The organism is Campylobacter sp. BCW_6463 (assembly GCF_001762785.1).
Lineage (GTDB): Bacteria > Campylobacterota > Campylobacteria > Campylobacterales > Campylobacteraceae > Campylobacter_D > Campylobacter_D jejuni.
In genome coordinates this window covers 8,462-30,994 of record NZ_MJXL01000053.1, presented here as the reverse complement: position 1 = coordinate 30,994, position 22,533 = coordinate 8,462, and the positions used below count along the sequence as shown (strand labels likewise).

At 32.7% G+C, this 22,533-nt stretch carries 18 protein-coding genes, 5 tRNA genes and 1 pseudogene; 22 read left to right on the top strand and 2 right to left on the bottom strand.

From position 1 onward, the window contains the following. Window positions 1–2 precede the first annotated feature (2 nt). On the bottom strand, window positions 3–1,190 hold the full coding sequence (locus tag AJ884_RS05975; RefSeq protein WP_070233374.1) for an MFS transporter: 1,188 nt from the start codon (window positions 1,188–1,190) through the stop codon (window positions 3–5). Between the two features lie 73 nt (window positions 1,191–1,263). Here AJ884_RS05975 and AJ884_RS05970 point away from each other — a divergent pair, with 73 nt between their 5' ends. From AJ884_RS05970 to recG, 3 genes are read left to right on the top strand one after another with little or no spacing between them, the layout of a single operon-like run. Further along, a complete protein-coding gene (locus AJ884_RS05970) occupies window positions 1,264–2,310 on the top strand; it encodes a dehypoxanthine futalosine cyclase (RefSeq protein WP_070233375.1) in 1,047 nt (348 codons plus the stop codon). After that, entirely contained in the window at window positions 2,310–3,530 is a 1,221-nt protein-coding gene (locus tag AJ884_RS05965; RefSeq protein WP_070233376.1) for a M16 family metallopeptidase, read from the top strand. Before AJ884_RS05970 ends, AJ884_RS05965 begins: the two co-directional genes overlap by 1 nt. Further along, on the top strand, window positions 3,520–5,343 hold the full coding sequence (recG, locus tag AJ884_RS05960) for an ATP-dependent DNA helicase RecG (RefSeq protein WP_070233377.1): 1,824 nt from the start codon (window positions 3,520–3,522) through the stop codon (window positions 5,341–5,343). The genes AJ884_RS05965 and recG overlap by 11 nt, the downstream gene beginning before the upstream one ends. Here the strand turns inward: recG and ctb are convergent. Further along, a complete protein-coding gene (ctb, locus tag AJ884_RS05955) occupies window positions 5,340–5,723 on the bottom strand; it encodes a truncated hemoglobin Ctb (RefSeq protein WP_002866981.1) in 384 nt (127 codons plus the stop codon). The genes recG and ctb overlap by 4 nt on opposite strands. Before the next feature lie 94 nt (window positions 5,724–5,817). Here ctb and nssR point away from each other — a divergent pair, with 94 nt between their 5' ends. The 19 genes and pseudogenes from nssR (at window position 5,818) to rpoC (ending at window position 22,440) form a co-directional block, all read left to right on the top strand. Then, window positions 5,818–6,414, top strand: a complete 597-nt coding sequence (gene nssR / locus AJ884_RS05950; protein ID WP_002871191.1) for a nitrosative stress-sensitive transcriptional regulator NssR — start codon at window positions 5,818–5,820, stop codon at window positions 6,412–6,414. Between the two features lie 15 nt (window positions 6,415–6,429). After that, window positions 6,430–7,131, top strand: a complete 702-nt coding sequence (locus AJ884_RS05945) for an amino acid ABC transporter permease (RefSeq protein WP_070233378.1) — start codon at window positions 6,430–6,432, stop codon at window positions 7,129–7,131. Beyond that, entirely contained in the window at window positions 7,124–7,780 is a 657-nt protein-coding gene (locus tag AJ884_RS05940; RefSeq protein WP_070233379.1) for an amino acid ABC transporter permease, read from the top strand. Before AJ884_RS05945 ends, AJ884_RS05940 begins: the two co-directional genes overlap by 8 nt. 1 nt (window position 7,781) lies before the next feature. Continuing rightward, window positions 7,782–8,542, top strand: a pseudogene (locus AJ884_RS05935) (amino acid ABC transporter ATP-binding protein). Window positions 8,543–8,633: 91 nt separating this feature from the next. After that, window positions 8,634–8,709 (top strand) — tRNA-Thr (locus AJ884_RS05930). A 49-nt stretch (window positions 8,710–8,758) separates the two neighbouring features. Then, window positions 8,759–8,844: transfer RNA gene (locus tag AJ884_RS05925), tRNA-Tyr, on the top strand. 6 nt (window positions 8,845–8,850) lie between these two features. Beyond that, a tRNA-Gly gene (locus AJ884_RS05920) sits at window positions 8,851–8,927 on the top strand. Between the two features lie 103 nt (window positions 8,928–9,030). Further along, a tRNA-Thr gene (locus tag AJ884_RS05915) sits at window positions 9,031–9,105 on the top strand. 68 nt (window positions 9,106–9,173) lie between these two features. Continuing rightward, entirely contained in the window at window positions 9,174–10,373 is a 1,200-nt protein-coding gene (gene tuf, locus AJ884_RS05910) for an elongation factor Tu (protein ID WP_002855271.1), read from the top strand. Between the two features lie 52 nt (window positions 10,374–10,425). Then, window positions 10,426–10,584 carry a 50S ribosomal protein L33 gene (gene rpmG, locus AJ884_RS05905; RefSeq protein ID WP_002793551.1) on the top strand — a complete coding sequence of 53 codons (159 nt, stop codon included), beginning with the start codon at window positions 10,426–10,428 and terminating at the stop codon, window positions 10,582–10,584. Window positions 10,585–10,596: 12 nt separating this feature from the next. Further along, a tRNA-Trp gene (locus tag AJ884_RS05900) sits at window positions 10,597–10,672 on the top strand. 18 nt (window positions 10,673–10,690) lie between these two features. After that, window positions 10,691–10,870 carry a preprotein translocase subunit SecE gene (gene secE / locus AJ884_RS05895; RefSeq protein WP_002854985.1) on the top strand — a complete coding sequence of 60 codons (180 nt, stop codon included), beginning with the start codon at window positions 10,691–10,693 and terminating at the stop codon, window positions 10,868–10,870. Window positions 10,871–10,879: 9 nt separating this feature from the next. After that, window positions 10,880–11,413 (top strand): transcription termination/antitermination protein NusG, encoded by a 534-nt coding sequence (gene nusG, locus AJ884_RS05890; RefSeq protein ID WP_002851098.1) that lies wholly within the window; start codon window positions 10,880–10,882, stop codon window positions 11,411–11,413. Window positions 11,414–11,438: 25 nt separating this feature from the next. Next, a complete protein-coding gene (gene rplK, locus AJ884_RS05885) occupies window positions 11,439–11,864 on the top strand; it encodes a 50S ribosomal protein L11 (protein WP_002779452.1) in 426 nt (141 codons plus the stop codon). Between the two features lie 54 nt (window positions 11,865–11,918). After that, window positions 11,919–12,620, top strand: coding sequence for a 50S ribosomal protein L1 (gene rplA / locus AJ884_RS05880; RefSeq protein ID WP_070233380.1), 702 nt, complete (start codon window positions 11,919–11,921; stop codon window positions 12,618–12,620). A gap of 151 nt (window positions 12,621–12,771) precedes the next feature. Next, entirely contained in the window at window positions 12,772–13,251 is a 480-nt protein-coding gene (gene rplJ / locus AJ884_RS05875; RefSeq protein WP_002858610.1) for a 50S ribosomal protein L10, read from the top strand. 20 nt (window positions 13,252–13,271) lie between these two features. Next, the gene (gene rplL / locus AJ884_RS05870) at window positions 13,272–13,649 is read left to right on the top strand and encodes a 50S ribosomal protein L7/L12 (protein ID WP_002854820.1); all 378 of its coding nucleotides are present in this window, start codon (window positions 13,272–13,274) and stop codon (window positions 13,647–13,649) included. A 108-nt stretch (window positions 13,650–13,757) separates the two neighbouring features. After that, window positions 13,758–17,894: a DNA-directed RNA polymerase subunit beta gene (rpoB, locus tag AJ884_RS05865; protein WP_072225851.1), complete on the top strand. Its 4,137-nt coding sequence runs from the start codon at window positions 13,758–13,760 to the stop codon at window positions 17,892–17,894. After that, window positions 17,887–22,440 carry a DNA-directed RNA polymerase subunit beta' gene (gene rpoC / locus AJ884_RS05860; RefSeq protein ID WP_070233381.1) on the top strand — a complete coding sequence of 1,518 codons (4,554 nt, stop codon included), beginning with the start codon at window positions 17,887–17,889 and terminating at the stop codon, window positions 22,438–22,440. Before rpoB ends, rpoC begins: the two co-directional genes overlap by 8 nt. Window positions 22,441–22,533 lie beyond the last annotated feature (93 nt).

Below are 22,533 nucleotides of genomic sequence, written 5' to 3'. Positions count from 1 at the left end.
TTTCACAAATATTTTTTATAAAACCACTTCCAATAAAATGCCGCAAAGATAAAAATCATACCCAATAAGCCTGTAATTAGTTCTAAACTCAAGCCTATTTCAAATAAAAAGCCCATAAGCATTGAAATAATAGCGCTAAAACTAAGATAAATCATATCTGTATAAGCGATCACTCTACCATGATATTCTTTGTCAGCATTTTTTTGTATCATAGTGTAGGTGTAAGCCCAAAGTGCTGAGGTAAAAAAACCTGCGCCAATTAAACCTAAAAAAGAAATATAAAAATTAAATTGAGTTAAAGCCCAAAGTATAATACCTAAGCCTTGACCAAGATACATGTAAAATAAATTTTTATCATTAATAAATTTGCTTAAAACCATAGGTCCTATAGCTAAAGAACAAGCACGTACTGCATTTAAAAACCCTATTACTAAAGCAGCAGATAAAACTTCTTTATATTGATGTTGCGCTAAAAGCGTAACCAAGGTTTCATAAGCAGTTAAACCTATAAAAGCGTGAAGCAAGATAAGATGAAAAATTATTTTATTATTTAAAACATAGAAAAATCCTTCTTTTATCATGGTAAAAAAGCGACTTTGTGTTTTTTGATGAAAATCAGGAATGCTTAATCTTACTAAAAAAGAAATGCCTATGAGTATAAGTACACAGTCAAATAAAAAAGCGGTTTTAACTCCTAGAAAATAAATAAAAATTCCCGCACTTGCCATACCTGCTGTATAAGAAATCGCCCAAATGACACTGTGCATTTCATTAGCGAGTTTAAGTTCTTGAGGGGTTAAAATTTTCGCCAATAAACTCATTTCAGCTTGAAAATAAATCGAAGCAACGCAAAGTCTTATGAAGATTAAAATAAACAAAAGCCAAAGTATGCTAAGACTTGTGACAAAAATAAGACAAAAAATAGAAATTAATTCTATGCTAATCATACTGAGTAAAAGTTTTTTAGGTTTATTTTTCTCTACTATGACGCCATTAATAGGAGCAAGTAAAACTCCAGGTAAAAAAGCAAGCATAGCACTTGTAGCTGTTGCCCAAGTAGGAGCATTAAGCTCAACCAAAAGGGTAAAAACCCCCGTTTGAGAAAACCATGCTCCAAAATATACTATAAACTGAACCGAAGCTAATATTCTGATATTTTTATTATTTTTTAATAGTTCAATGTAATTCATAAGCGAAACTATAGCATAATTTATATTTTAAATGCTATAATTATTTTAATTATGTAAAAAACAAGGAAAAATTTTGAAAAGACTGGATAAAAAAGAAGCTTTAGATTTATTACATCATGCGAGTTTAACTGAACTTGGAGAAATGGCTTATAAAAGAAAATTAGAACTTCATCCTGAAAAAATTACCACTTTTGTTGTGGATAGAAATATTAATTATACCAATGTTTGTTGTATTGATTGTTCTTTTTGTGCTTTTTATCGCCATCATAAAGAAGATGATGCTTATATTTTAAGCTTTGAAGAGATAGGCAAGAAGATAGAGGAGCTTGAAGCTATTGGGGGTACACAAATTCTTTTTCAAGGTGGGGTGCACCCAAAATTAAAAATAGAATGGTATGAAGAATTAGTTTCTTGGATAAAAGAACATTATCCAAATATCACTGTGCATGGTTTTTCAGCGGTTGAAATCGCTTATATTGCAAAAGCATCTAAAATTTCCATCACCGAAGTTTTAAAAAGATTACAAACTAAGGGTTTATTTTCTATACCGGGAGCAGGTGCTGAGGTGCTAAGCGATAGGGTGCGTGATATTATCGCACCCAATAAATGTGATACAGTTACTTGGTTAGAAGTACATCGCCAAGCTCATAAAATCGGCATGAAAAGTACAGCTACTATGATGTTTGGAACGGTTGAAAATGATGAAGAAATCATCGATCATTTTGAACATTTAAGAAAATTACAAGATGAAACAGGGGGATTTAGGGCTTTTATTTTATGGAGCTTTCAAAGTGATAATACTGCTTTAATCCAAAAACATCCAGAGATTATGAAACAAAGTTCTAACAAGTATTTAAGACTTTTAGCTTTAGCAAGACTTTATTTAGATAATTTTAAAAATTTACAAAGTTCTTGGGTAACTCAAGGCTCACTTATAGGCCAGCTTGCTTTAAAATTTGGGGCTAATGATTTAGGCTCAACCATGATGGAAGAAAATGTAGTAAGTGCTGCAGGAGCAAGTTATAGAATGAATCAAGATGAGATGATAAGGCTGATTAGAAGTTTAGGCGAAAATCCAGCTAAACGCAATACCGCTTATGAAATTTTAGAAAGGTTTTAATGCAGTATTTAGAGAGTAGGGGTGTTAAAATCCCTTTTATTTTTGAAAAAAATTCTGATTTTCCCATTGTTGTTTTAAAGCTTGTTTTTAGAAATTGCGCTAGAAGTTATGATGAAATAGCAGGCTTGGCTAAGATGTTTTCACGTATTTTAAATGAAGGCGTGGATGATAAATTTTTTAAGGATTTAGAATTTAGAGCGATAAATTTAGAGGCAAGTAGTGGTTTTGAAAGCTTGGAAATCAATCTTTCTTGCTTGAAAGAAAATTTTGATTTTGCTTTAAAGAGTTTAGAAAAATTGCTTTTAAAACCAAGAATGGAAGAAAAAATTTTGCAAAAATTAAAAATCAATGCTTTAGGTGAACTTGCGAGTAAAAATAGTGATTTTGATTATTTAGCAAAAAATTTACTCAATGCTCAAATTTTTAAATGTAAAGAATTTCAAAATCCAAATGATGGAGATGAAAAAAGTATAGAAACTTTGTCTTTAAAAGATTTACAAAATTTTTATAAAAATTTTATCCATCTTAGTGATTTGGTTGTGATTTTAGGAGGAGATTTAGAAGAAAAACAAGCCAAGGAAGATCTTTTAAAACTCTTATCAAAACTTCAAATAGGTAAGAAAAATACTCCAAAAAAATATGAGTTAAGCAAAAACATCAAAGATGAAATTTTGCTACGCCCAGAAAGTGAACAAGCTTATATTTATTTTGCTACGCCTTTTTTTGCCGATTTTAAAGATAAGGATTTATATCTTGCAAAAATTGCTTTATTTGTGCTAGGACAAGGGGGATTTGGTTCAAGGATTATGGAAGAAATTCGTGTTAAAAGAGGTCTTGCATACTCAGCTTATGCTATGCTTGATATGAATATGTCTTTTTCTAGAGTTTTTGGATATTTACAAACTAAAAATGAAAGCGCTAAAGAAGCTAAAAAAATTGTAAAAGAGCTTTTTGAAGATTTTATAAAAAATGGCATGACTCAAAACGAACTTGATCAAGCTAAAAATTTTCTCATAGGATCAACTCCTTTGCGTTATGAAAGCTTAAGCAAGCGTTTATCTATGGCCTTTAATGAATTTTATCAAGGTTTAAATTTGGGATATTATAAAGAAGAGTTAAAACTTATGGAAAAGGTTAAACTTGAAACCATCAATGCTTATATTAAAAAACATCAAGAGCTTTTAAATATAAGTTTTGCAAGCATACAAAATGAAAATTAAAGAAAGTGATTTTGAATTTTTTAAAAAATTAAAAATTAGAAGTGCTATTGATTTAGCGCTTCTTTTACCTAAAAAAATTGAAAATTTAAATCCAAGTAAAAATCCTAAAGAAAATGAAATTTGCACCCAAAAAATCACTATAAAAAGCGTTAGTTCAAGAAAAAATCAACTTTTTGGTTTGGGTTTTTGTGAAGAATGGCAAGAAAATATCTCTTTTGTATTTTTTCATCCTAGGGCTTGGCATTTTGGGATTTTTAAGGTAGGAAAAGAGCTTATTTTTAATGCTAAACTCTCGCGTTTTAATCACACTTGGCAATTTAACAATCCTAAAATTTTAACTTCTTTTGAGGGTTTTAGTCCAAAGTATCAAATTTTAGGTTTAAAAGATACAAAAATTGCTGCTTTTATACATAAATATCTTAACTATGAAAATTTAAAAGAAAGTGGCATAGAGGATAAATATATACATTTTCTTTTAAATCTGCATGCTTATGATGAAAAAAGTTTTTTTATGTTTGAAAATTTGCAAAATTTTAGCAAAGATTTAAAATACATAGAAATATATAATTTTTTAAAGCGTTTAAAAGCTAAAAAAACGCATTTTAAAGCTCATCAAATCAATGTTTTTAATATAGCCAATTGGCTTAAAGATTTGCCTTTTTCTCTTACTAAAGATCAGCTTAACGCCTTAAAAGATATAGAAAAAGATTTGCATTCAAAAGAAGCTAAAAGGCGTGTGATTATGGGTGATGTAGGGTGTGGTAAAACCTTGGTTTTGCTTGGTGCGGCTTTGATGGTTTATCCTAAGCAGGCTATTTTAATGGCACCTACTAGTATTTTAGCGTATCAGCTTTATGAAGAGGCTAGGAAATTTTTACCTGATTTTATGAATATTTTGTTTATTAAAGGGGGTAAAAAAGAAAAAGATTTAGAACAAAATATCCAAAAAGCAAATCTTATCATAGGCACTCACGCTTTAATTCATTTAGAAAGTCATAATGCCGTACTTGTAATGATAGATGAACAACATCGTTTTGGGTCAGCTCAGCGTGAAAAAATTCATTCTTTAAATAAGCAAGAATTTACCCCTCATTTTATACAGTTTTCGGCTACGCCTATTCCAAGAACTTTAAGCATGATACAATCTGAACTTTTAAATTTTAGTTTTATTAAGCAAATGCCTTTTAAGAAGGATATTGCAACTTATTGTATACAAAATGAAGGTTTTTCTAAGCTTAGCGAGAAGATCAAGGAAGAAATTGCTAAAAATCATCAAATTATCATTATTTATCCCTTAGTGAGTGCTAGTGATAATATTCCTTATCTTTCTTTGGAGCAGGCTAGGGGGTATTGGCAGAGTCATTATGAAAAAGTTTTTGTAACTCATGGAAAAGATAAACAAAAAGATGAAATTTTAGAGCGTTTTAGAGATGAGGGAAATATTTTATTAAGCACTACAGTGGTGGAAGTGGGCATTTCTTTGCCAAGATTGAGTATGATAGTGATTGTGGGAGCGGAACGTTTAGGACTTGCTACCTTGCATCAACTTCGTGGTCGTGTAGGTCGTATAGGGCTTAAAAGTACTTGCTATCTTTATACTAAGCTTAAAGAAATTCCGAGTCGTTTAAAAGAATTTGCTAGCACTTTAGATGGGTTTAAAATAGCAGAACTTGATCTTAAAAATCGTTTGAGTGGAGATTTGCTCGATGGTTTTATGCAACATGGAAATGAGTTTAAATTTTTTGATTTTTCTAAGGATGAGGAGATTTTACAAAAGGTAAAAAAAGATTTGGCAAAAAAATTGCCAAATTAATGTCCACCATATTTATAAAGCATATTTTGAAAATGTGAAGCTATCATTTGTGCACGCTGTAAAATAACTGCTTTCATTTCTTCATTATAAACCATATTTAAACTTTCTTCAAAAAGTCCTAGCCAAACTTCAAAAAATTCTTGAGGAAAAGGAGGTAAATCTAGATGCTTTTTTAAGGGTTGCCCATTATAATCACCTTCTCCTAAAAGCATGCCTGCCCAAAAATTTCCTATTTTTGCTTTATGTTCTTTCCATTCTTCATCACTTGTTCCAATAGCATTGTTAAAAATAGGGCCCAAATCCTTATCTTTTCTAACTTTTTCATAAAATATTTCCATGAGTTTTGCTATGCTTTCTTGATTAATTGTTTCAAATTTCATATAAGCCTTTCTTAAATGTTAATTTTATGGCGTTAATATAGCAAAAATAAGATAAATTAAATTTAACATAAGTTAAGAATGGAAAATGTATATAATGAAAGATTATTTAGAACTTTTATCTAGTGTAGGAAAATTAAAAAAATTTCAAAAAAATAGTATTTTATTTTATGAAGGCGAAGAGGCTAAAAAATTTTTTATTTTACTCAAGGGAAAAATACGCATTTATAAAAGTACAGCAAGTGATAAAGAAATTACTTTGCATTATTTTAATCCTCTAAATTTTATAGCAGAAATGCCTGCTTTTAAAAAATTAAATTATCCTGCTAATGCTATTTTTGAAGAAGATGGAGAAATTTTGGAAATTGATTTTATTAATTTTCAAAATTTATGCAGTGAAAATAAAGAATTCAATTTTTTACTCATCAGTTCACTTTTTGATAAAATTAAAATTTTAGAAAAGAAATTATCTCAAAATGCATTAGATTTAAGGACGAGATTATTAAAGTATCTTTTGGAAAATGAAAAAAATTTAGATACAATTTCGCAAAAACAAATTGCAATTGATTTAAATGTTAGAGCACAATCTTTATCTCGAGTGTTAAAAGAACTTAAAATTTCAGAACTTATTGATACAAAAAAAGGTAGAATTGAAATTTTAAATAAAGATATGATCATGAAAGAACTTTGGTAAAATTTAAGGTAGAGAATGGATTTTGATTTTATATTAGCTCAAGCTCCTGCTTTTTTAACAGCTGCTTGGCTTACGATAAAACTAAGCTTTTTTGGAATTATTTTTTCTTTGATAATAGGCTTGTTTTGTATTTTAATGAGTTATTTTAAAATAAAAATTTTAGAAAATATTTGCAAGCTTTATATAGAGTTTTCAAGAAATACGCCTTTATTAATTCAACTTTTTTTCTTATATTATGCTTTACCTAAATTTAATATACATTTAGAACAAATTCCACCGCTTAGTGTGATTTGTTTAAGCGTAGAAGAAACTTTAAGACCTTCTTTTGCTTGTGCTATAGTAGGACTTAGTTTTTTAGGGGGTTCTTATATGGCTGAGAGTTTAAGGGCGGGATTTGAAGCCATAAGAAAACAGCAGTTTGAAGCCGGACTTTCTTTGGGTTTTTCAAAATTTGGAAATTTGCGTTATGTGATTTTGCCGCAAGCTTTGGCTATTTCTATGCCAAGTATTAGTGCTAATATTATATTTTTAATCAAAGAAACTTCAGTGGTTAGTATTATTGCCTTGCCAGATTTGGTGAATTTAATGAAGAGTTTAAATTCTTTAACCTATAAGACAGATGAGCTATTGTTTTTGTTGTTTATGGGATATTTGTGTATTATTTTGCCTTTGTCTTTTATTTTGCTAAAGTTTGAAAAAAGGTTGTTTCATGCTTGAACTTTTAAATACCGATACGCTTTTAAGACTCTGGCAAGGGCTTTTTGTCACTCTTGAAATTTCATTTATCAGCATTATTATTACTTCGATAGGTGGGTTGTTTTTGGGAATTTTAATGAGTTTTAAAAATACCTATATCTATGCTTTTTGTCGTTTGGGTTTAGAATTTGTACGTGTTATGCCACTTTTAGTATGGCTTTTTGTGGTGTATTTTGGTTTTCCTAGATGGTTTGGGTGGGATTTGAGTTCTGTAAGTGCAGCTATTATTGTTTTTAGCATTTGGGGTTGTTTTGAGATGATGGATTTGGTGCGTGTTTCCTTGCAGAGTATTCCAAAGCATCAGTATGAAAGTGCATCATCTTTAGGTTTAAATACGGTGCAAAGTTTTGTTTATATTATTATTCCACAAGCTATGCGTCGTTTAACTCCTATGAGCATGAATTTACTTACTCGTATGATTAAAAGTACAACCTTTGCTTATTTAATCGGAGCGGTAGAGCTTGTCAAGATAGGGCAACAAATTATAGAATTTCATAATAAAAATGATTTTGCACCTTTTATTATTTATGGTTTGATTTTTTTTATCTTTTTTATACTTTGTTATCCTATCACTTTATATTCAAGAAAATTAGAGAAAAAATGGAGCTAAAATGAGCATACTAAAAATAGAAAATTTACAAAAGTATTATGGTTCGCATCACGCCTTAAAAGATATTAATTTAGAAGTTAAAGCCAAAGAAGTTGTGGTGATTTTAGGTCCTAGCGGATGTGGAAAATCTACGCTTTTGCGTTGTATTAATGGGCTTGAAGAGATTGCAAGTGGTAATATTTATGTTGATAATGAGAAAATAGATAAAGATTTTAAAGAATGGCCAAGAATGCGTCAAAAAGTTGGCATGGTTTTTCAATCTTATGAACTTTTTGAGCATTTAAGTGTTGAAGAAAATATACTTTTAGGACCCATGAAAGTACAAAAAAGAAAGAAAGATGAGGTTTTAAAAGAGGCTAAAATTTGGCTTGAAAAGGTGGGACTTTTGCATAAAATTCATGCTTATCCAAGAGAGCTTAGTGGAGGACAAAAGCAAAGAATTGCCATAGTAAGAAGTTTATGTATGAATCCTGAGTTAATGCTTTTTGATGAGGTTACAGCAGCACTGGATCCTGAGATTGTTAGAGAAGTTTTAGAAGTGATGTTAAATCTTGCAAAAGAGGGTATGACTATGCTTATTGTTACTCATGAAATGGGTTTTGCTAAAGCTGTAGCAGATAAAATTATTTTTATGGATGAAGGAAAAATCATCGAAGAAAATGATCCTAAAAGTTTTTTTGAAAATCCAAAAAGCGAAAGAGCAAAGAAATTTTTAAATTTGTTTGATTATCATAAATAGATAAAAATAATATTGGTTTATGATAATAAACTTTACAAGACTAAAATTTTATAGAAAAACTAAAAAAGTCTTGACAAAAATTTTTTTTTGAGTTATAATCTCACTTTTATTTTTGCTGGTTTAGCTCAGTTGGTAGAGCAGCTGCCTTGTAAGCAGCAGGTCGGGGGTTCAAGTCCCTTAACCAGCTCCATTTATTTTAGCAGTGTTTGACCAGAATATTGAAAAAGCAATATTTTTATGGTGAGTTACTCAAGTGGCCAACGAGGGCAGACTGTAAATCTGCTGGCTTTCGCCTTCCGTGGTTCGAATCCACGACTCACCACCATGCTTTGCGGGAGTAGCTCAGTTGGCTAGAGCATCAGCCTTCCAAGCTGAGGGTCGCGGGTTCGAGTCCCGTTTCCCGCTCCAATAATTTAAAAGAACTGGGAGCTGTATTTTAAAACCTTTAACTTACAGTATATATCCCATTAAGAGTTTTTGTTGTCTGTTATTGTGTATAATTTTTCTGAGCGCTCGTATGGCTCAGAGGTAGAGCACTCCCTTGGTAAGGGAGAGGTCGCGGGTTCAATTCCCGCTATGAGCTCCATGAATTGAAAAAATTATATAGATATAAGACTTGCTTTGCTCAATTTATTTTTTATACGGAGGAAAAAAATGGCTAAAGAAAAATTTTCACGTAATAAGCCACACGTAAATATTGGTACTATTGGTCACGTTGACCATGGTAAAACTACTTTAACAGCTGCTATTTCTGCTGTTCTTTCTAGAAGAGGTTTAGCAGAGCTTAAAGATTATGATAATATCGATAATGCTCCAGAAGAAAAAGAGCGTGGTATTACTATTGCTACTTCTCATATTGAATATGAAACAGACAATCGTCACTATGCACACGTTGACTGCCCAGGTCACGCAGATTATGTTAAAAACATGATTACAGGTGCTGCACAAATGGATGGAGCGATCTTGGTTGTTTCTGCTGCAGATGGCCCTATGCCACAAACTAGAGAGCACATTCTTCTTTCTCGTCAAGTAGGCGTTCCATATATTGTTGTTTTTATGAATAAAGCAGATATGGTTGATGATGCTGAACTTCTAGAGTTAGTTGAAATGGAAATTAGAGAATTATTAAGCTCTTATGATTTCCCAGGCGATGATACACCTATTATTTCTGGTTCTGCTTTAAAAGCTCTTGAAGAAGCTAAAGCTGGACAAGATGGTGAATGGTCAGCAAAAATTATGGATCTTATGGCTGCAGTTGATAGCTATATTCCAACTCCAACTCGTGATACTGAAAAAGACTTCTTGATGCCAATTGAAGACGTTTTCTCAATTTCAGGTCGTGGTACTGTTGTTACAGGTAGAATTGAAAAAGGTGTTGTAAAAGTAGGTGATACTATCGAAATCGTTGGTATTAAAGATACTCAAACAACAACTGTAACAGGTGTTGAAATGTTCAGAAAAGAAATGGATCAAGGTGAAGCAGGAGATAACGTAGGTGTTCTTCTTCGTGGTACTAAAAAAGAAGAAGTTATCCGTGGTATGGTTCTTGCTAAACCAAAATCAATTACTCCACACACTGATTTCGAAGCTGAAGTTTATATCTTAAATAAAGATGAAGGTGGTAGACATACTCCATTCTTTAACAACTATAGACCACAGTTTTATGTAAGAACAACTGATGTTACAGGTTCGATTAAATTAGCTGATGGTGTTGAAATGGTTATGCCAGGTGAAAATGTGAGAATTACTGTAAGCTTGATCGCTCCAGTAGCACTTGAAGAAGGAACTCGTTTTGCTATTCGTGAAGGTGGTAAAACTGTTGGTTCAGGTGTTGTTTCTAAAATTATTAAATAATTTAATAAAGCCAAGTTAAAAGCTTGGCTTTAATTTTTTAAGGAAAATTGAAATGAGAATTAAAGTTGGTTTAAAGTGTGAAGAATGTGGTGATATTAATTATAGCACCTATAAAAATAGTAAAAATACTACTGAAAAATTAGAATTAAAAAAATATTGCCCAAGATTAAAAAAACATACACTTCACAAAGAAGTTAAGCTAAAAAGTTAAGCTTGCGCCCTTAGGGCAATAGCTCCAACGGTAGAGCACCGGATTCCAAATCCGATGGTTGGGGGTTCGAATCCCTCTTGCCCTGCCATAATTAAGGTTTAAATAAATGGAAAAATTAATAACTTATTTTAAATTATCAAAAGCCGAATTAAGGAAAGTAATTTTTCCTTTAAAAGAACAGGTAAGAAATGCCTATATTACAGTTTTTGTGGTTGTTGCGGTAATTTCTTTGTTTTTGGCGTTAGTGGATTGGCTTATGTCCTCTATTGTTTCTGCGATCGTATAAGGAGAGTAAATGAGTACTCATAAATGGTATGCAATTCAAACTTATGCTGGCAGTGAAATGGCAGTTAAAAGAGCCATTGAAAATTTAGTAAAAGATAACGGAATTGAAGAACAACTTAAAGAAATTGTTGTTCCAACTGAAGATGTTATTGAATTTAAGAATGGAAAGGAGAAGATTAGCGAAAGAAGTTTGTATTCAGGATACGTTTTTGCACTTCTTGATTTAAATACAGAGCTTTGGCATCGCATTCAATCTCTTCCAAAGGTTGGTCGTTTTATTGGAGAATCCAAAAAGCCAACCCCTTTAACAGAAAAAGATATTAATTTGATTTTGGAAAAAGTTCACAATCGTGCAGCGCCTAAACCAAAGATTTCTTTTGAAGAAGGGGAAAATGTGAGAATCACAGAAGGGCCATTTGCAAACTTTACTGCAATTGTAGAAGAGTATGATATGGTTCGTGGTTTATTAAAATTAAATGTTTCTATTTTTGGACGCTCAACTCCAGTGGAGATCTTATATTCTCAAGTTGAGAAAATAATTTAATTTATATCAAGTAAGGAGATTTGTTATGGCTAAAAAAGTCGTAGGCGAAATTAAATTGCAAATTGCTGCCACAAAAGCAAACCCATCACCACCTGTTGGTCCTGCTTTGGGTCAGCAAGGTGTTAATATTATGGAGTTTTGTAAGGCTTTTAATGAAAGAACAAAAGATATGGCAGGTTTTAATATCCCTGTTGTCATCACTGTTTATGCAGATAAAAGTTTTACTTTTATTACAAAACAACCACCAGCTACGGATTTGATCAAAAAAGCAGCTGGAATTTCTAAAGGTACGGATAATCCACTTAAAAATAAGGTAGGCAAGTTAACCCGTGCTCAAGTTTTAGAAATAGTAGATAAGAAAATTGCAGATTTAAATACTAAAGATAGAGATCAAGCTGCTAAAATTATTGCAGGTTCAGCTCGTTCTATGGGTGTTGAAATCGTAGATTAATCCTTTCACCGCCAAGGTAAAAGGCGGTAGCACTTTAAAATGCGGAGAAAATAAATGGCTAAGATAGCAAAAAGATTAAAAGAATTATCACAAAAAATTGATTCAAATAAAGAGTATGCTTTAAGCAATGCAATTGATACAATAAAGACTTTAAAGTCTGCTAAATTTGATGAGACTGTAGAAATTGCTTTAAAACTCAATGTTGATCCAAGACATGCAGATCAAATGGTAAGAGGATCTGTTGTTTTACCTGCTGGAACGGGTAAAAAAGTTCGCGTTGCTGTAATTGCAAAAGACGCAAAAGCTGATGAGGCGAAAAATGCTGGTGCAGATATTGTGGGTAGCGATGATTTAGTAGAAGAAATTCAAAAAGGTAATATGAATTTTGATGTTTTGATTGCTACTCCAAATTTAATGGGACTTGTTGGTAAAGTTGGTAGAATTTTAGGGCCAAAAGGTTTAATGCCAAATCCTAAAACCGGAACAGTGACTATGGATGTTGCTCAAGCAGTTAATAATGCAAAAAGTGGTCAGGTAAATTTCCGTGTTGATAAGCAAGGAAATATCCATGCAGGTCTTGGTAAAGTAAGTTTTTCCAAAGAACAATTATGGGACAATGTTAGCACTTTTGTAAAGGCAATTAACAAACACAAACCTGCCGCAGCTAAAGGTAGATATATTAAAAATGCGGCTTTATCTTTGACAATGAGCCCTTCTGTAAAGCTTGAAACACAAGAATTGCTTGATATGAAATAAGAGTTGCTTTTTTGCAACTCTTTTGTTTTAAAATAAACATTTGAAAAAATTTTTGATTTTTTGAGATGTTTATTTTAGATTGAAGATAGTCGAGGCGTAAGCTTAATTGGATTTCCACTCTACTTGAAATCTCAATCGGAAAGGAGAAAATGTGACTAGAAGCGAAAAAGTTGAGATTATTGCTAAACTTGAAGAAGGTTTTAAAGCTAGTGAAGCTATTGTAGTTTGTAATTACAGAGGTCTTAGCACAAAAAAACTAGAAGAGCTTAGAAATAATGCAAGAGAAAACAATGTAAAAGTTCAAATTGTTAAAAATACTTTGGCTAACATTGCTCTTAACAATTCCGGTAAAACAGGTCTAGTTCTTAAAGATACAAATATTTATCTTTGGGGCGAAGATCAGCTAAGTGTTTCAAAAGTAGCTGCTAAATTTGAAGAAAATAACGATAAATTTGAAATCAAAACAGCTCATATTGAAGGCGAAGTTGCAGATGTTGCTAAGGTTAAAGCTCTTGCTAAAATGCCTTCACGCAATGAGTTGCTTGCTATGCTTTTGCAAGTTTGGAATGCGCCAATTACCAATTTCACAATAGGTTTAAATGCGCTTAAAAATAAAAAAGAATCTGAATAAATTAAATAAAAGGATAAAAAATGGCAATTTCTAAAGAAGATGTATTAGAATATATTTCAAATTTAAGTGTTCTTGAGTTATCAGAACTTGTAAAAGAATTTGAAGAAAAATTTGGTGTGTCTGCTGCTCCTGTAATGGTGGCTGGTGGTGCTGCAGCTGGTGGTGCTGCAGCTGCTGCTGAAGAAAAAACTGAATTTGATATCGTTTTAACTGATGGCGGTGCTAAAAAGATTGAAGTTATTAAAATCGTTCGTGCTCTTACAGGCCTTGGTCTTAAAGAAGCAAAAGATGCAGTTGAGCAAACTCCTTCAACTCTAAAAGAGGGTGTGGCTAAAGCTGAAGCTGAAGAAGCTAAAAAACAACTTGAAGAAGCTGGTGCTAAAGTAGAACTTAAGTAATTTTAAGCTTTAAAGTTAGAAGAAGATTTGCCAAGGCAAGTCTTCTTTTTTTATTTTTACCTAATTTTTAGGTCTTCTTTTTTAAATTTACAAAATTTACCATGAGGTATGTGCGATATGTTAGATAATAAATTAGGAAATCGTTTAAGAGTAGACTTCTCAAACATTTCAAAACAAATAGAAATCCCAAATCTTCTACAATTACAAAAAAAGAGTTTTGATTATTTTTTAAATCTTGATAATGGTGAAAGTGGTATAGAAAAAGTTTTTAAATCAATTTTTCCTATTCATGATCCGCAAAATAGATTGAGTCTTGAATATGTTAGTAGTGAAATAGGCAAGCCAAAATATACCATTCGCGAATGCATGGAAAGAGGTTTGACTTATTCTGTAAATTTAAAAATGAAAATCCGTCTTACTCTGCATGAAAAAGATGAAAAAACAGGGGAAAAAGTTGGCGTAAAAGATATTAAAGAACAAGAAATTTATATCCGCGAAATTCCTTTAATGACAGATCGTGTATCTTTTATCATTAACGGGGTTGAGAGAGTGGTTGTAAATCAATTACATAGAAGCCCTGGTGTTATTTTTAAAGAAGAAGAAAGTTCAACGGTTGCAAATAAGCTTGTTTATACAGCACAAATTATTCCTGATCGTGGTTCGTGGCTTTATTTTGAATACGATGCCAAAGATGTTTTGTATGTAAGAATCAATAAGCGTAGAAAAGTTCCTGTAACTATGCTTTTTAGAGCTTTAGGGTATAAAAAACAAGATATTATTAAGTTGTTTTATCCTATTCAGACTATACATGTGAAAAAAGATAAATTTTTAACAGAATTTAATCCAAATGATTTTATGGATAGAATAGAATATGATATTAAAGATGAAAAAGGAAAAATCGTTCATCAAGCTGGAAAAAGACTTACAAAGAAAAAAGCAGAACAGCTTATTAAAGACGGTTTAAAATGGATAGAATATCCTGTAGAAATTTTACTTAATCGTTATTTAGCAAATCCTATTATTGATAAAGAAAGTGGAGAGGTTTTATTTGATTCTTTAACTTTGTTAGATGAGAGTAAGCTTGCTAAGATTAAAGAGCAAAAAAGTTTTGATATAGCAAATGATTTGGCTAATGGCGTTGATGCGGCGATTATTAACTCCTTTGCTCAAGATGGAGAAACTCTAAAACTTCTTAAACAAAGTGAAAATATCGATGATGAAAATGATTTAGCTGCGATTAGAATTTACAAAGTTATGCGCCCAGGTGAACCTGTGGTAAAAGATGCAGCGAAGGCTTTTGTAAATGATTTATTCTTCAATCCTGAAAGATACGATCTTACCAAGGTAGGTCGTATGAAAATGAACCATAAGTTAGGTCTTGAAGTGCCTGAGTATGTTACTGTTTTGACTAATGAAGATATTATTAAAACTGCAAAATATTTAATTAAAGTAAAAAATGGTAAAGGACATATTGATGATAGAGATCATTTAGGAAATCGTCGTATCCGTTCTATAGGTGAACTTTTAGCCAATGAACTTCATTTAGGTCTTGCAAAAATGCAAAAGGCGATCAGAGATAAATTTACTTCTTTAAATGCGGATCTTGATAAAGTAATGCCTTATGATTTAATCAATCCTAAAATGATTACTACAACTATCATTGAATTTTTTACAGGAGGTCAGCTTTCGCAATTTATGGATCAAACCAACCCTTTAAGCGAGGTTACTCATAAGCGTCGTTTATCAGCGCTTGGTGAAGGTGGACTTGTAAAAGAAAGAGCAGGTTTTGAAGTGCGTGATGTTCACGCGACGCATTATGGTAGAATTTGTCCAGTTGAAACACCTGAAGGTCAAAATATTGGTTTGATTAACACTCTTTCTACTTATGCAAAAGTAAATGAACTTGGCTTTGTTGAAGCACCATATAGAAAAGTTGTAAATGGTAAAGTGACTAATGAAGTTGTTTATCTTACAGCGACACAAGAAGAAGGCTTGTTTATCGCACCAGCTTCAACTAAGGTTGATGCTAAAGGCAATATAGTAGAAGAATTTGTTGAGGCTAGACAAGATGGTGAAACTATACTTGCAAGACGCGAAGAAGTGCAATTAATCGATCTTTGCTCAGGTATGGTTGTTGGGGTTGCAGCTTCTTTGATTCCGTTTTTAGAGCACGATGATGCAAACAGAGCACTAATGGGTTCAAATATGCAACGTCAAGCTGTGCCACTTCTTACTGCTTCAGCTCCGATAGTAGGAACAGGTATGGAACAAATTATTGCGCGTGATGCTTGGGAAGCTGTTAAAGCAAAGCGTGGCGGTGTGGTTGAGAAAGTGGATAATAAAAGCATTTTCATTTTAGGTGAAGATGATAAAGGTCCATTTATTGACCATTACACTATGGAGAAAAATTTAAGAACCAATCAAAATACAAATTATATTCAACATCCTATTGTTAAAAAAGGTGATATAGTAAAAGCAGGACAAATTATCGCAGATGGTCCTTCTATGGATCAAGGCGAACTTGCTATAGGTAAAAATGCTTTAATCGCTTTTATGCCTTGGAATGGTTATAACTATGAGGATGCTATAGTTGTAAGTGAGAGAATTATTCGTGAAGATACCTTTACAAGCGTGCATATTTATGAAAAAGAAATTGAAGCAAGAGAACTAAAAGATGGTATAGAAGAAATTACCAAAGATATCCCAAATGTAAAAGAAGAAGATGTTGCACATCTTGATGAGAGCGGTATTGCAAAAATTGGTACCCATATCAAACCAGGTATGATTTTGGTGGGTAAGGTTTCTCCAAAAGGTGAGGTTAAACCAACTCCTGAAGAAAGACTTTTAAGAGCGATTTTTGGAGAAAAAGCAGGACATGTTGTGAATAAATCACTTTATGCAACCGCTTCTTTAGAGGGCGTTGTTGTGGATGTTAAAATTTTCACTAAAAAAGGCTATGAAAAAGATGATCGTGCAATAAAATCTTATGATAAGGAAAAAATGGCTTTAGAAAAAGAACATCATGATAGACTTTTGATGATGGATAGAGAAGAAATGCTTCGTGTTTGTGCTCTTCTTTCCAAAGCCCCTTTAAATAGCGATCAAAAAATTGGAGATAAAAATTATAAAAAAGGACAAACCGCAGATATTAGCGAACTTGAAAAAATCAATCGTTTTACTTTAACAACTTTGATTAAAGCTTATTCTAAAGAGATTCAAAAAGAATACGATGATTTAAAAAATCATTTCCAAAATGAGAAGAAAAAATTAAAAGCAGAACACGATGAAAAGCTTGAAATTTTAGAAAAAGATGATATTTTACCAAGTGGGGTAATTAAGCTTGTTAAAGTTTATATTGCTACAAAGAGAAAGCTTAAAGTCGGTGATAAAATGGCAGGACGTCACGGAAACAAAGGTATAGTTTCAACTATAGTTCCTGAAGTGGATATGCCTTATTTACCAAATGGTAAAAGTGTGGATATTGCACTTAATCCACTTGGCGTTCCAAGTCGTATGAATATAGGCCAAATTTTAGAAAGCCATTTGGGTTTAATTGGACTTAGACTTGGAGATCAGATTCAAGAAATTTTTGACAGAAAGCAAAAAGATTTTCTTAAAGAATTAAGAGCAAAAATGCTTGAAATTTGTTCTATTCCAAGACTTGCAAGCGAAAAAGAATTTATTAAAAGCTTAAGCGATGAAGAGCTTTTAAACTATGCTAGAGACTGGAGTAAAGGAGTTAAATTTGCTACTCCTGTTTTTGAAGGTGTAAATATAGAAGAATTTAGCAAGCTTTTTGAAATGGCCAAGATAGATATGGACGGCAAAACAGAACTTTATGATGGACGCACGGGTGAGAAAATCGCAGAGCGTGTTCATGTAGGATGTATGTATATGCTAAAACTCCACCACTTGGTTGATGAGAAAGTTCACGCAAGAAGTACAGGACCTTACAGCTTAGTTACCCAGCAGCCTGTGGGTGGTAAAGCACTCTTTGGGGGACAAAGATTTGGGGAGATGGAAGTTTGGGCACTTGAAGCTTATGGAGCGGCTCATACTTTAAGAGAAATGTTAACTATCAAATCAGACGATGTAGAAGGTAGATTTAGCGCTTATAAAGCATTGACAAAAGGTGAAAATGTTCCAGCAACGGGAATCCCTGAAACATTTTTTGTATTAACCAATGAGCTTAAATCTCTTGCTTTAGATGTTGAGATTTTTGATAAGGATGAAGATAATGAGTAAATTTAAAGTAATAGAAATCAAAGAAGATGCAAGACCTAGGGATTTTGAAGCGTTTCAACTAAGACTTGCAAGTCCTGAAAAAATCAAATCATGGTCTTATGGAGAAGTAAAAAAACCAGAAACTATCAATTATAGAACCTTAAAGCCTGAAAGAGATGGGCTTTTTTGTGCAAAGATTTTTGGACCTATAAGAGATTATGAATGTCTTTGTGGTAAGTATAAAAAAATGCGTTTTAAAGGTGTTAAGTGCGAAAAATGTGGTGTTGAAGTAGCAAATTCAAAAGTGCGTCGTTCTAGAATGGGACATATTGAGCTTGTAACTCCTGTGGCTCATATTTGGTATGTTAATTCTCTTCCGAGTCGTATAGGAACGCTTTTGGGTGTTAAGATGAAAGATCTTGAGCGTGTGCTTTATTATGAAGCTTATATCGTTGAAAATCCAGGTGATGCTTCCTATGATAACGAAAGTACTAAAAAAGTAGAATATTGTGATGTTTTAAACGAAGAGCAATATCAAAATTTAATGCAACGCTATGAAAATAGTGGCTTTAAAGCAAGAATGGGTGGAGAAGTTGTTCGTGATTTACTTGCAAATTTAGATCTTGTAGCGCTTTTAAATCAGCTTAAAGAAGAAATGGCGGCTACAAATTCAGAGGCTAAGAAAAAAACCATCATTAAGCGCTTAAAAGTTGTAGAAAATTTCTTAAATTCAAATTTAAACGCCAATACCGATAGCGATGAAGCTGTACCAAATCGTCCTGAATGGATGATGATTACAAATCTCCCAGTTTTACCGCCAGATTTGCGTCCTTTAGTGGCTTTAGATGGTGGGAAATTTGCAGTTTCTGATGTGAATGACTTATATCGTCGTGTTATCAATAGAAATACACGTCTTAAAAAACTTATGGAGCTTGATGCACCTGAAATCATTATCAGAAATGAAAAAAGAATGCTTCAAGAGGCTGTTGATGCACTTTTTGACAACGGTCGTCGTGCCAATGCTGTAAAAGGAGCAAATAAACGCCCATTAAAATCTTTAAGTGAAATTATCAAAGGAAAGCAAGGGCGTTTTAGACAAAACCTACTAGGTAAGAGAGTGGATTTCTCAGGTCGTAGTGTTATTGTTGTGGGTCCAAAACTTAGAATGGATCAATGTGGTTTACCTAAAAAAATGGCTTTAGAGCTTTTTAAACCACATCTTTTAGCTAAGCTTGAAGAAAAAGGTTATGCAACTACAGTAAAACAAGCTAAAAAAATGATAGAAAACAAAACCAATGAAGTTTGGGAATGTTTAGAAGAGGTAGTAAAAGGACATCCTGTTATGTTAAACCGTGCGCCTACTTTGCATAAACTTTCTATCCAAGCTTTTCATCCTGTTTTAGTGGAAGGTAAGGCTATACAACTTCATCCTTTGGTTTGTGCAGCATTTAACGCGGACTTTGATGGGGATCAAATGGCAGTGCATGTACCGCTTTCTCAAGAGGCTATTGCAGAATGTAAAGTGCTTATGCTTTCATCAATGAATATTCTTTTGCCAGCAAGCGGTAAGTCTGTAACCGTTCCATCGCAAGATATGGTTTTAGGAATTTATTATCTTTCATTGGAAAAAGCAGGTGCTAAAGGTTCGCATAAAATTTGTACAGGCATTGATGAAGTGATGATGGCGCTTGAAAGCAAGTGTTTGGATATTCATGCGAGCATACAAACTATGATAGATGGTAGAAAGATTACTACTACAGCAGGAAGATTGATTATTAAATCCATTTTACCTGATTTTGTGCCTGAAAATAGTTGGAATAAAGTCTTAAAGAAAAAAGACATTGCCGCGCTTGTGGATTATGTTTATAAACAAGGTGGTTTAGAGATTACAGCAAGTTTCTTGGATAGACTTAAAAATTTAGGTTTTGAGTATGCAACGAAAGCAGGTATTTCAATTTCGATTGCAGATATTATTGTTCCTAATGACAAGCAAAAAGCTATCAATGAAGCAAAAAAACAAGTAAGAGAAATTCAAAATTCTTATAATCTCGGTTTGATTACTTCAGGGGAAAGATACAATAAAATCATTGATATTTGGAAAAGTACAAACAATGTTCTTTCAAAAGAGATGATGAAGCTTGTAGAAAAAGATAAAGAAGGTTTTAACTCTATTTATATGATGGCAGATTCTGGTGCTAGGGGTAGTGCGGCTCAAATTTCTCAGCTTGCTGCGATGAGAGGACTTATGACTAAACCTGATGGTTCTATTATCGAAACGCCTATTATTTCGAATTTCCGTGAAGGGCTAAATGTTCTTGAATACTTTATTTCAACCCACGGTGCTAGAAAAGGTCTTGCAGATACCGCTCTTAAAACAGCAAACGCGGGTTATTTGACAAGAAAACTCATCGATGTTGCACAAAATGTAAAAATTACCATTGAAGATTGTGGAACGCATGAAGGTGTTGAAATCAATGAAATCACCGCAGATAGTTCTATTATAGAAACTTTAGAAGAAAGAATTTTAGGTAGGGTTTTAGCTGAAGATGTGATCGATCCTATTACAAATTCTGTGCTTTTTGCAGAAGGTACTTTAATGGATGAGGAAAAAGCAAAAATTCTTGGAGAAAGCGGTATAAAAAGTGTCAATATTCGCACTCCTATTACCTGCAAAGCTAAAAAAGGAATTTGTGCAAAATGTTATGGTATCAATCTTGGCGAAGGTAAATTAGTAAAACCAGGTGAAGCAGTAGGAATTATTTCCGCTCAATCTATCGGCGAGCCAGGGACGCAGCTAACTCTAAGAACTTTCCACAGCGGGGGGACTGCAAGTACGGATTTACAAGATAGACAAGTAAGCGCACAAAAAGAAGGTTTTATAAGATTTTATAATCTTAAAACTTATAAAAACAAAGAAGGTAAAAATATCGTAGCAAATCGTAGAAATGCGGCGATTTTGCTTGTGGAGCCAAAAATCAAAACTCCATTTAAAGGTGTGATTAATATAGAAAATATTCATGAAGATGTGATTGTTTCTATTAAAGATAAAAAACAAGAAGTAAAATACATATTAAGAAAATACGATCTTGCTAAACCAAATGAATTAGCAGGTGTAAGTGGCAGTATAGATGGAAAACTTTATTTGCCATATCAAAGCGGTATGCAAGTAGAAGAAAATGAAAGTATCGTAGAAGTGATTAAAGAGGGTTGGAATGTACCAAATCGTATCCCTTTTGCGAGTGAAATTTTAGTAGAAGATGGCGAGCCCGTGGTACAAAATATCAAAGCAGGCGAAAAAGGAACGCTTAAATTTTATATCCTTAAAGGCGATGGTTTAGATAGAGTAAAAAATGTTAAAAAAGGTGATATTGTTAAAGAAAAAGGATTCTTTGTAGTGATTGCTGATGAAAATGATAGAGAAGCAAAAAGACACTATATTCCAAGAGAATCTAAGATAGAATTTAACGATAGTGAAAAAATCGATGATGCAAATACTATCATTGCAAGTGCTCCTAAAAAAGAAAGAAAAGTGATTGCAGAATGGGATGCTTATAATAATACTATCATTGCAGAAATTGATGGTGTTGTAAGCTTTGAAGATATTGAAGCAGGTTATAGTGCCGATGAGCAAATTGATGAAGCTACAGGTAAGCGTTCTTTAGTGATTAATGAGTATTTGCCAAGCGGAGTTAGACCAACTTTGGTAATCGCAGGAAAAGGTGATAAGGCTGCGCGTTATCAGCTTGAACCAAAAACCGTTATTTTTGTTCATGATGGTGATAAAATCGCTCAAGCAGATATTTTAGCAAAAACTCCAAAAGCTGCAGCTAAATCAAAAGATATTACAGGAGGTCTTCCAAGAGTTTCTGAACTTTTTGAAGCAAGAAAACCAAAAAATGCGGCTGTGATTGCAGAAATTGATGGTGTTGTTCGTTTTGATAAACCTTTGCGTTCCAAAGAAAGAATCATTATCCAAGCAGAAGATGGAACAAGTGCTGAGTATTTAATCGATAAATCAAAACATATTCAAGTAAGAGATGGCGAGTTTATCCATGCAGGTGAAAAACTTACAGATGGAGTTGTTTCAAGTCATGATGTGCTTAAAATTTTGGGTGAAAAAGCCTTGCATTATTATTTGATTTCTGAAATTCAACAAGTTTATCGCGGACAAGGTGTTGTGATTTCTGATAAACATATAGAAGTTATCGTTTCTCAAATGCTAAGACAAGTAAAAGTTGTAGATAGTGGACATACGAAATTTATCGAGGGTGATTTGGTTTCAAGACGTAAATTCCGTGAAGAAAACGAAAGAATCATTAGAATGGGTGGAGAACCTGCTATTGCTGAGCCTGTGCTTTTAGGTGTAACAAGAGCAGCGATTGGAAGCGATAGTGTGATTTCTGCAGCTTCATTCCAAGAAACTACTAAAGTTCTAACCGAAGCAAGTATAGCGGGTAAATTTGACTACTTAGAAGATTTAAAAGAAAATGTTATTCTAGGTAGAATGATACCTGTTGGAACAGGGCTTTATGGTGAACAAAATTTAAAACTTAAAGAACAAGAATAAAACTCTATTTTATAGCCCTTCTGGGCTATATTTCTTCATTTTCAATCTTTTTAACTAAAATATAAGCAAAATTTAGATATCATCCAAAGTTTA

Bases quoted from the DNA above. Each gene is read 5' to 3' on its own strand.
- secE (WP_002854985.1), top strand. From the start codon at position 10,691: ATGGAAAAATTAATAACTTATTTTAAATTATCAAAAGCCGAATTAAGG.
- rpoC (WP_070233381.1), top strand. From the start codon at position 17,887: ATGAGTAAATTTAAAGTAATAGAAATCAAAGAAGATGCAAGACCTAGG.
- rplA (WP_070233380.1), top strand. From the start codon at position 11,919: ATGGCTAAGATAGCAAAAAGATTAAAAGAATTATCACAAAAAATTGAT.
- AJ884_RS05940 (WP_070233379.1), top strand. From the start codon at position 7,124: ATGCTTGAACTTTTAAATACCGATACGCTTTTAAGACTCTGGCAAGGG.
- tuf (WP_002855271.1), top strand. From the start codon at position 9,174: ATGGCTAAAGAAAAATTTTCACGTAATAAGCCACACGTAAATATTGGT.
- rpoB (WP_072225851.1), top strand. From the start codon at position 13,758: ATGTGCGATATGTTAGATAATAAATTAGGAAATCGTTTAAGAGTAGAC.
- rpmG (WP_002793551.1), top strand. From the start codon at position 10,426: ATGAGAATTAAAGTTGGTTTAAAGTGTGAAGAATGTGGTGATATTAAT.
- AJ884_RS05945 (WP_070233378.1), top strand. From the start codon at position 6,430: ATGGATTTTGATTTTATATTAGCTCAAGCTCCTGCTTTTTTAACAGCT.
- nusG (WP_002851098.1), top strand. From the start codon at position 10,880: ATGAGTACTCATAAATGGTATGCAATTCAAACTTATGCTGGCAGTGAA.
- nssR (WP_002871191.1), top strand. From the start codon at position 5,818: ATGAAAGATTATTTAGAACTTTTATCTAGTGTAGGAAAATTAAAAAAA.
- ctb (WP_002866981.1), bottom strand. From the start codon at position 5,723: ATGAAATTTGAAACAATTAATCAAGAAAGCATAGCAAAACTCATGGAA.
- AJ884_RS05975 (WP_070233374.1), bottom strand. From the start codon at position 1,190: ATGAATTACATTGAACTATTAAAAAATAATAAAAATATCAGAATATTA.
- recG (WP_070233377.1), top strand. From the start codon at position 3,520: ATGAAAATTAAAGAAAGTGATTTTGAATTTTTTAAAAAATTAAAAATT.
- AJ884_RS05965 (WP_070233376.1), top strand. From the start codon at position 2,310: ATGCAGTATTTAGAGAGTAGGGGTGTTAAAATCCCTTTTATTTTTGAA.
- rplK (WP_002779452.1), top strand. From the start codon at position 11,439: ATGGCTAAAAAAGTCGTAGGCGAAATTAAATTGCAAATTGCTGCCACA.
- rplL (WP_002854820.1), top strand. From the start codon at position 13,272: ATGGCAATTTCTAAAGAAGATGTATTAGAATATATTTCAAATTTAAGT.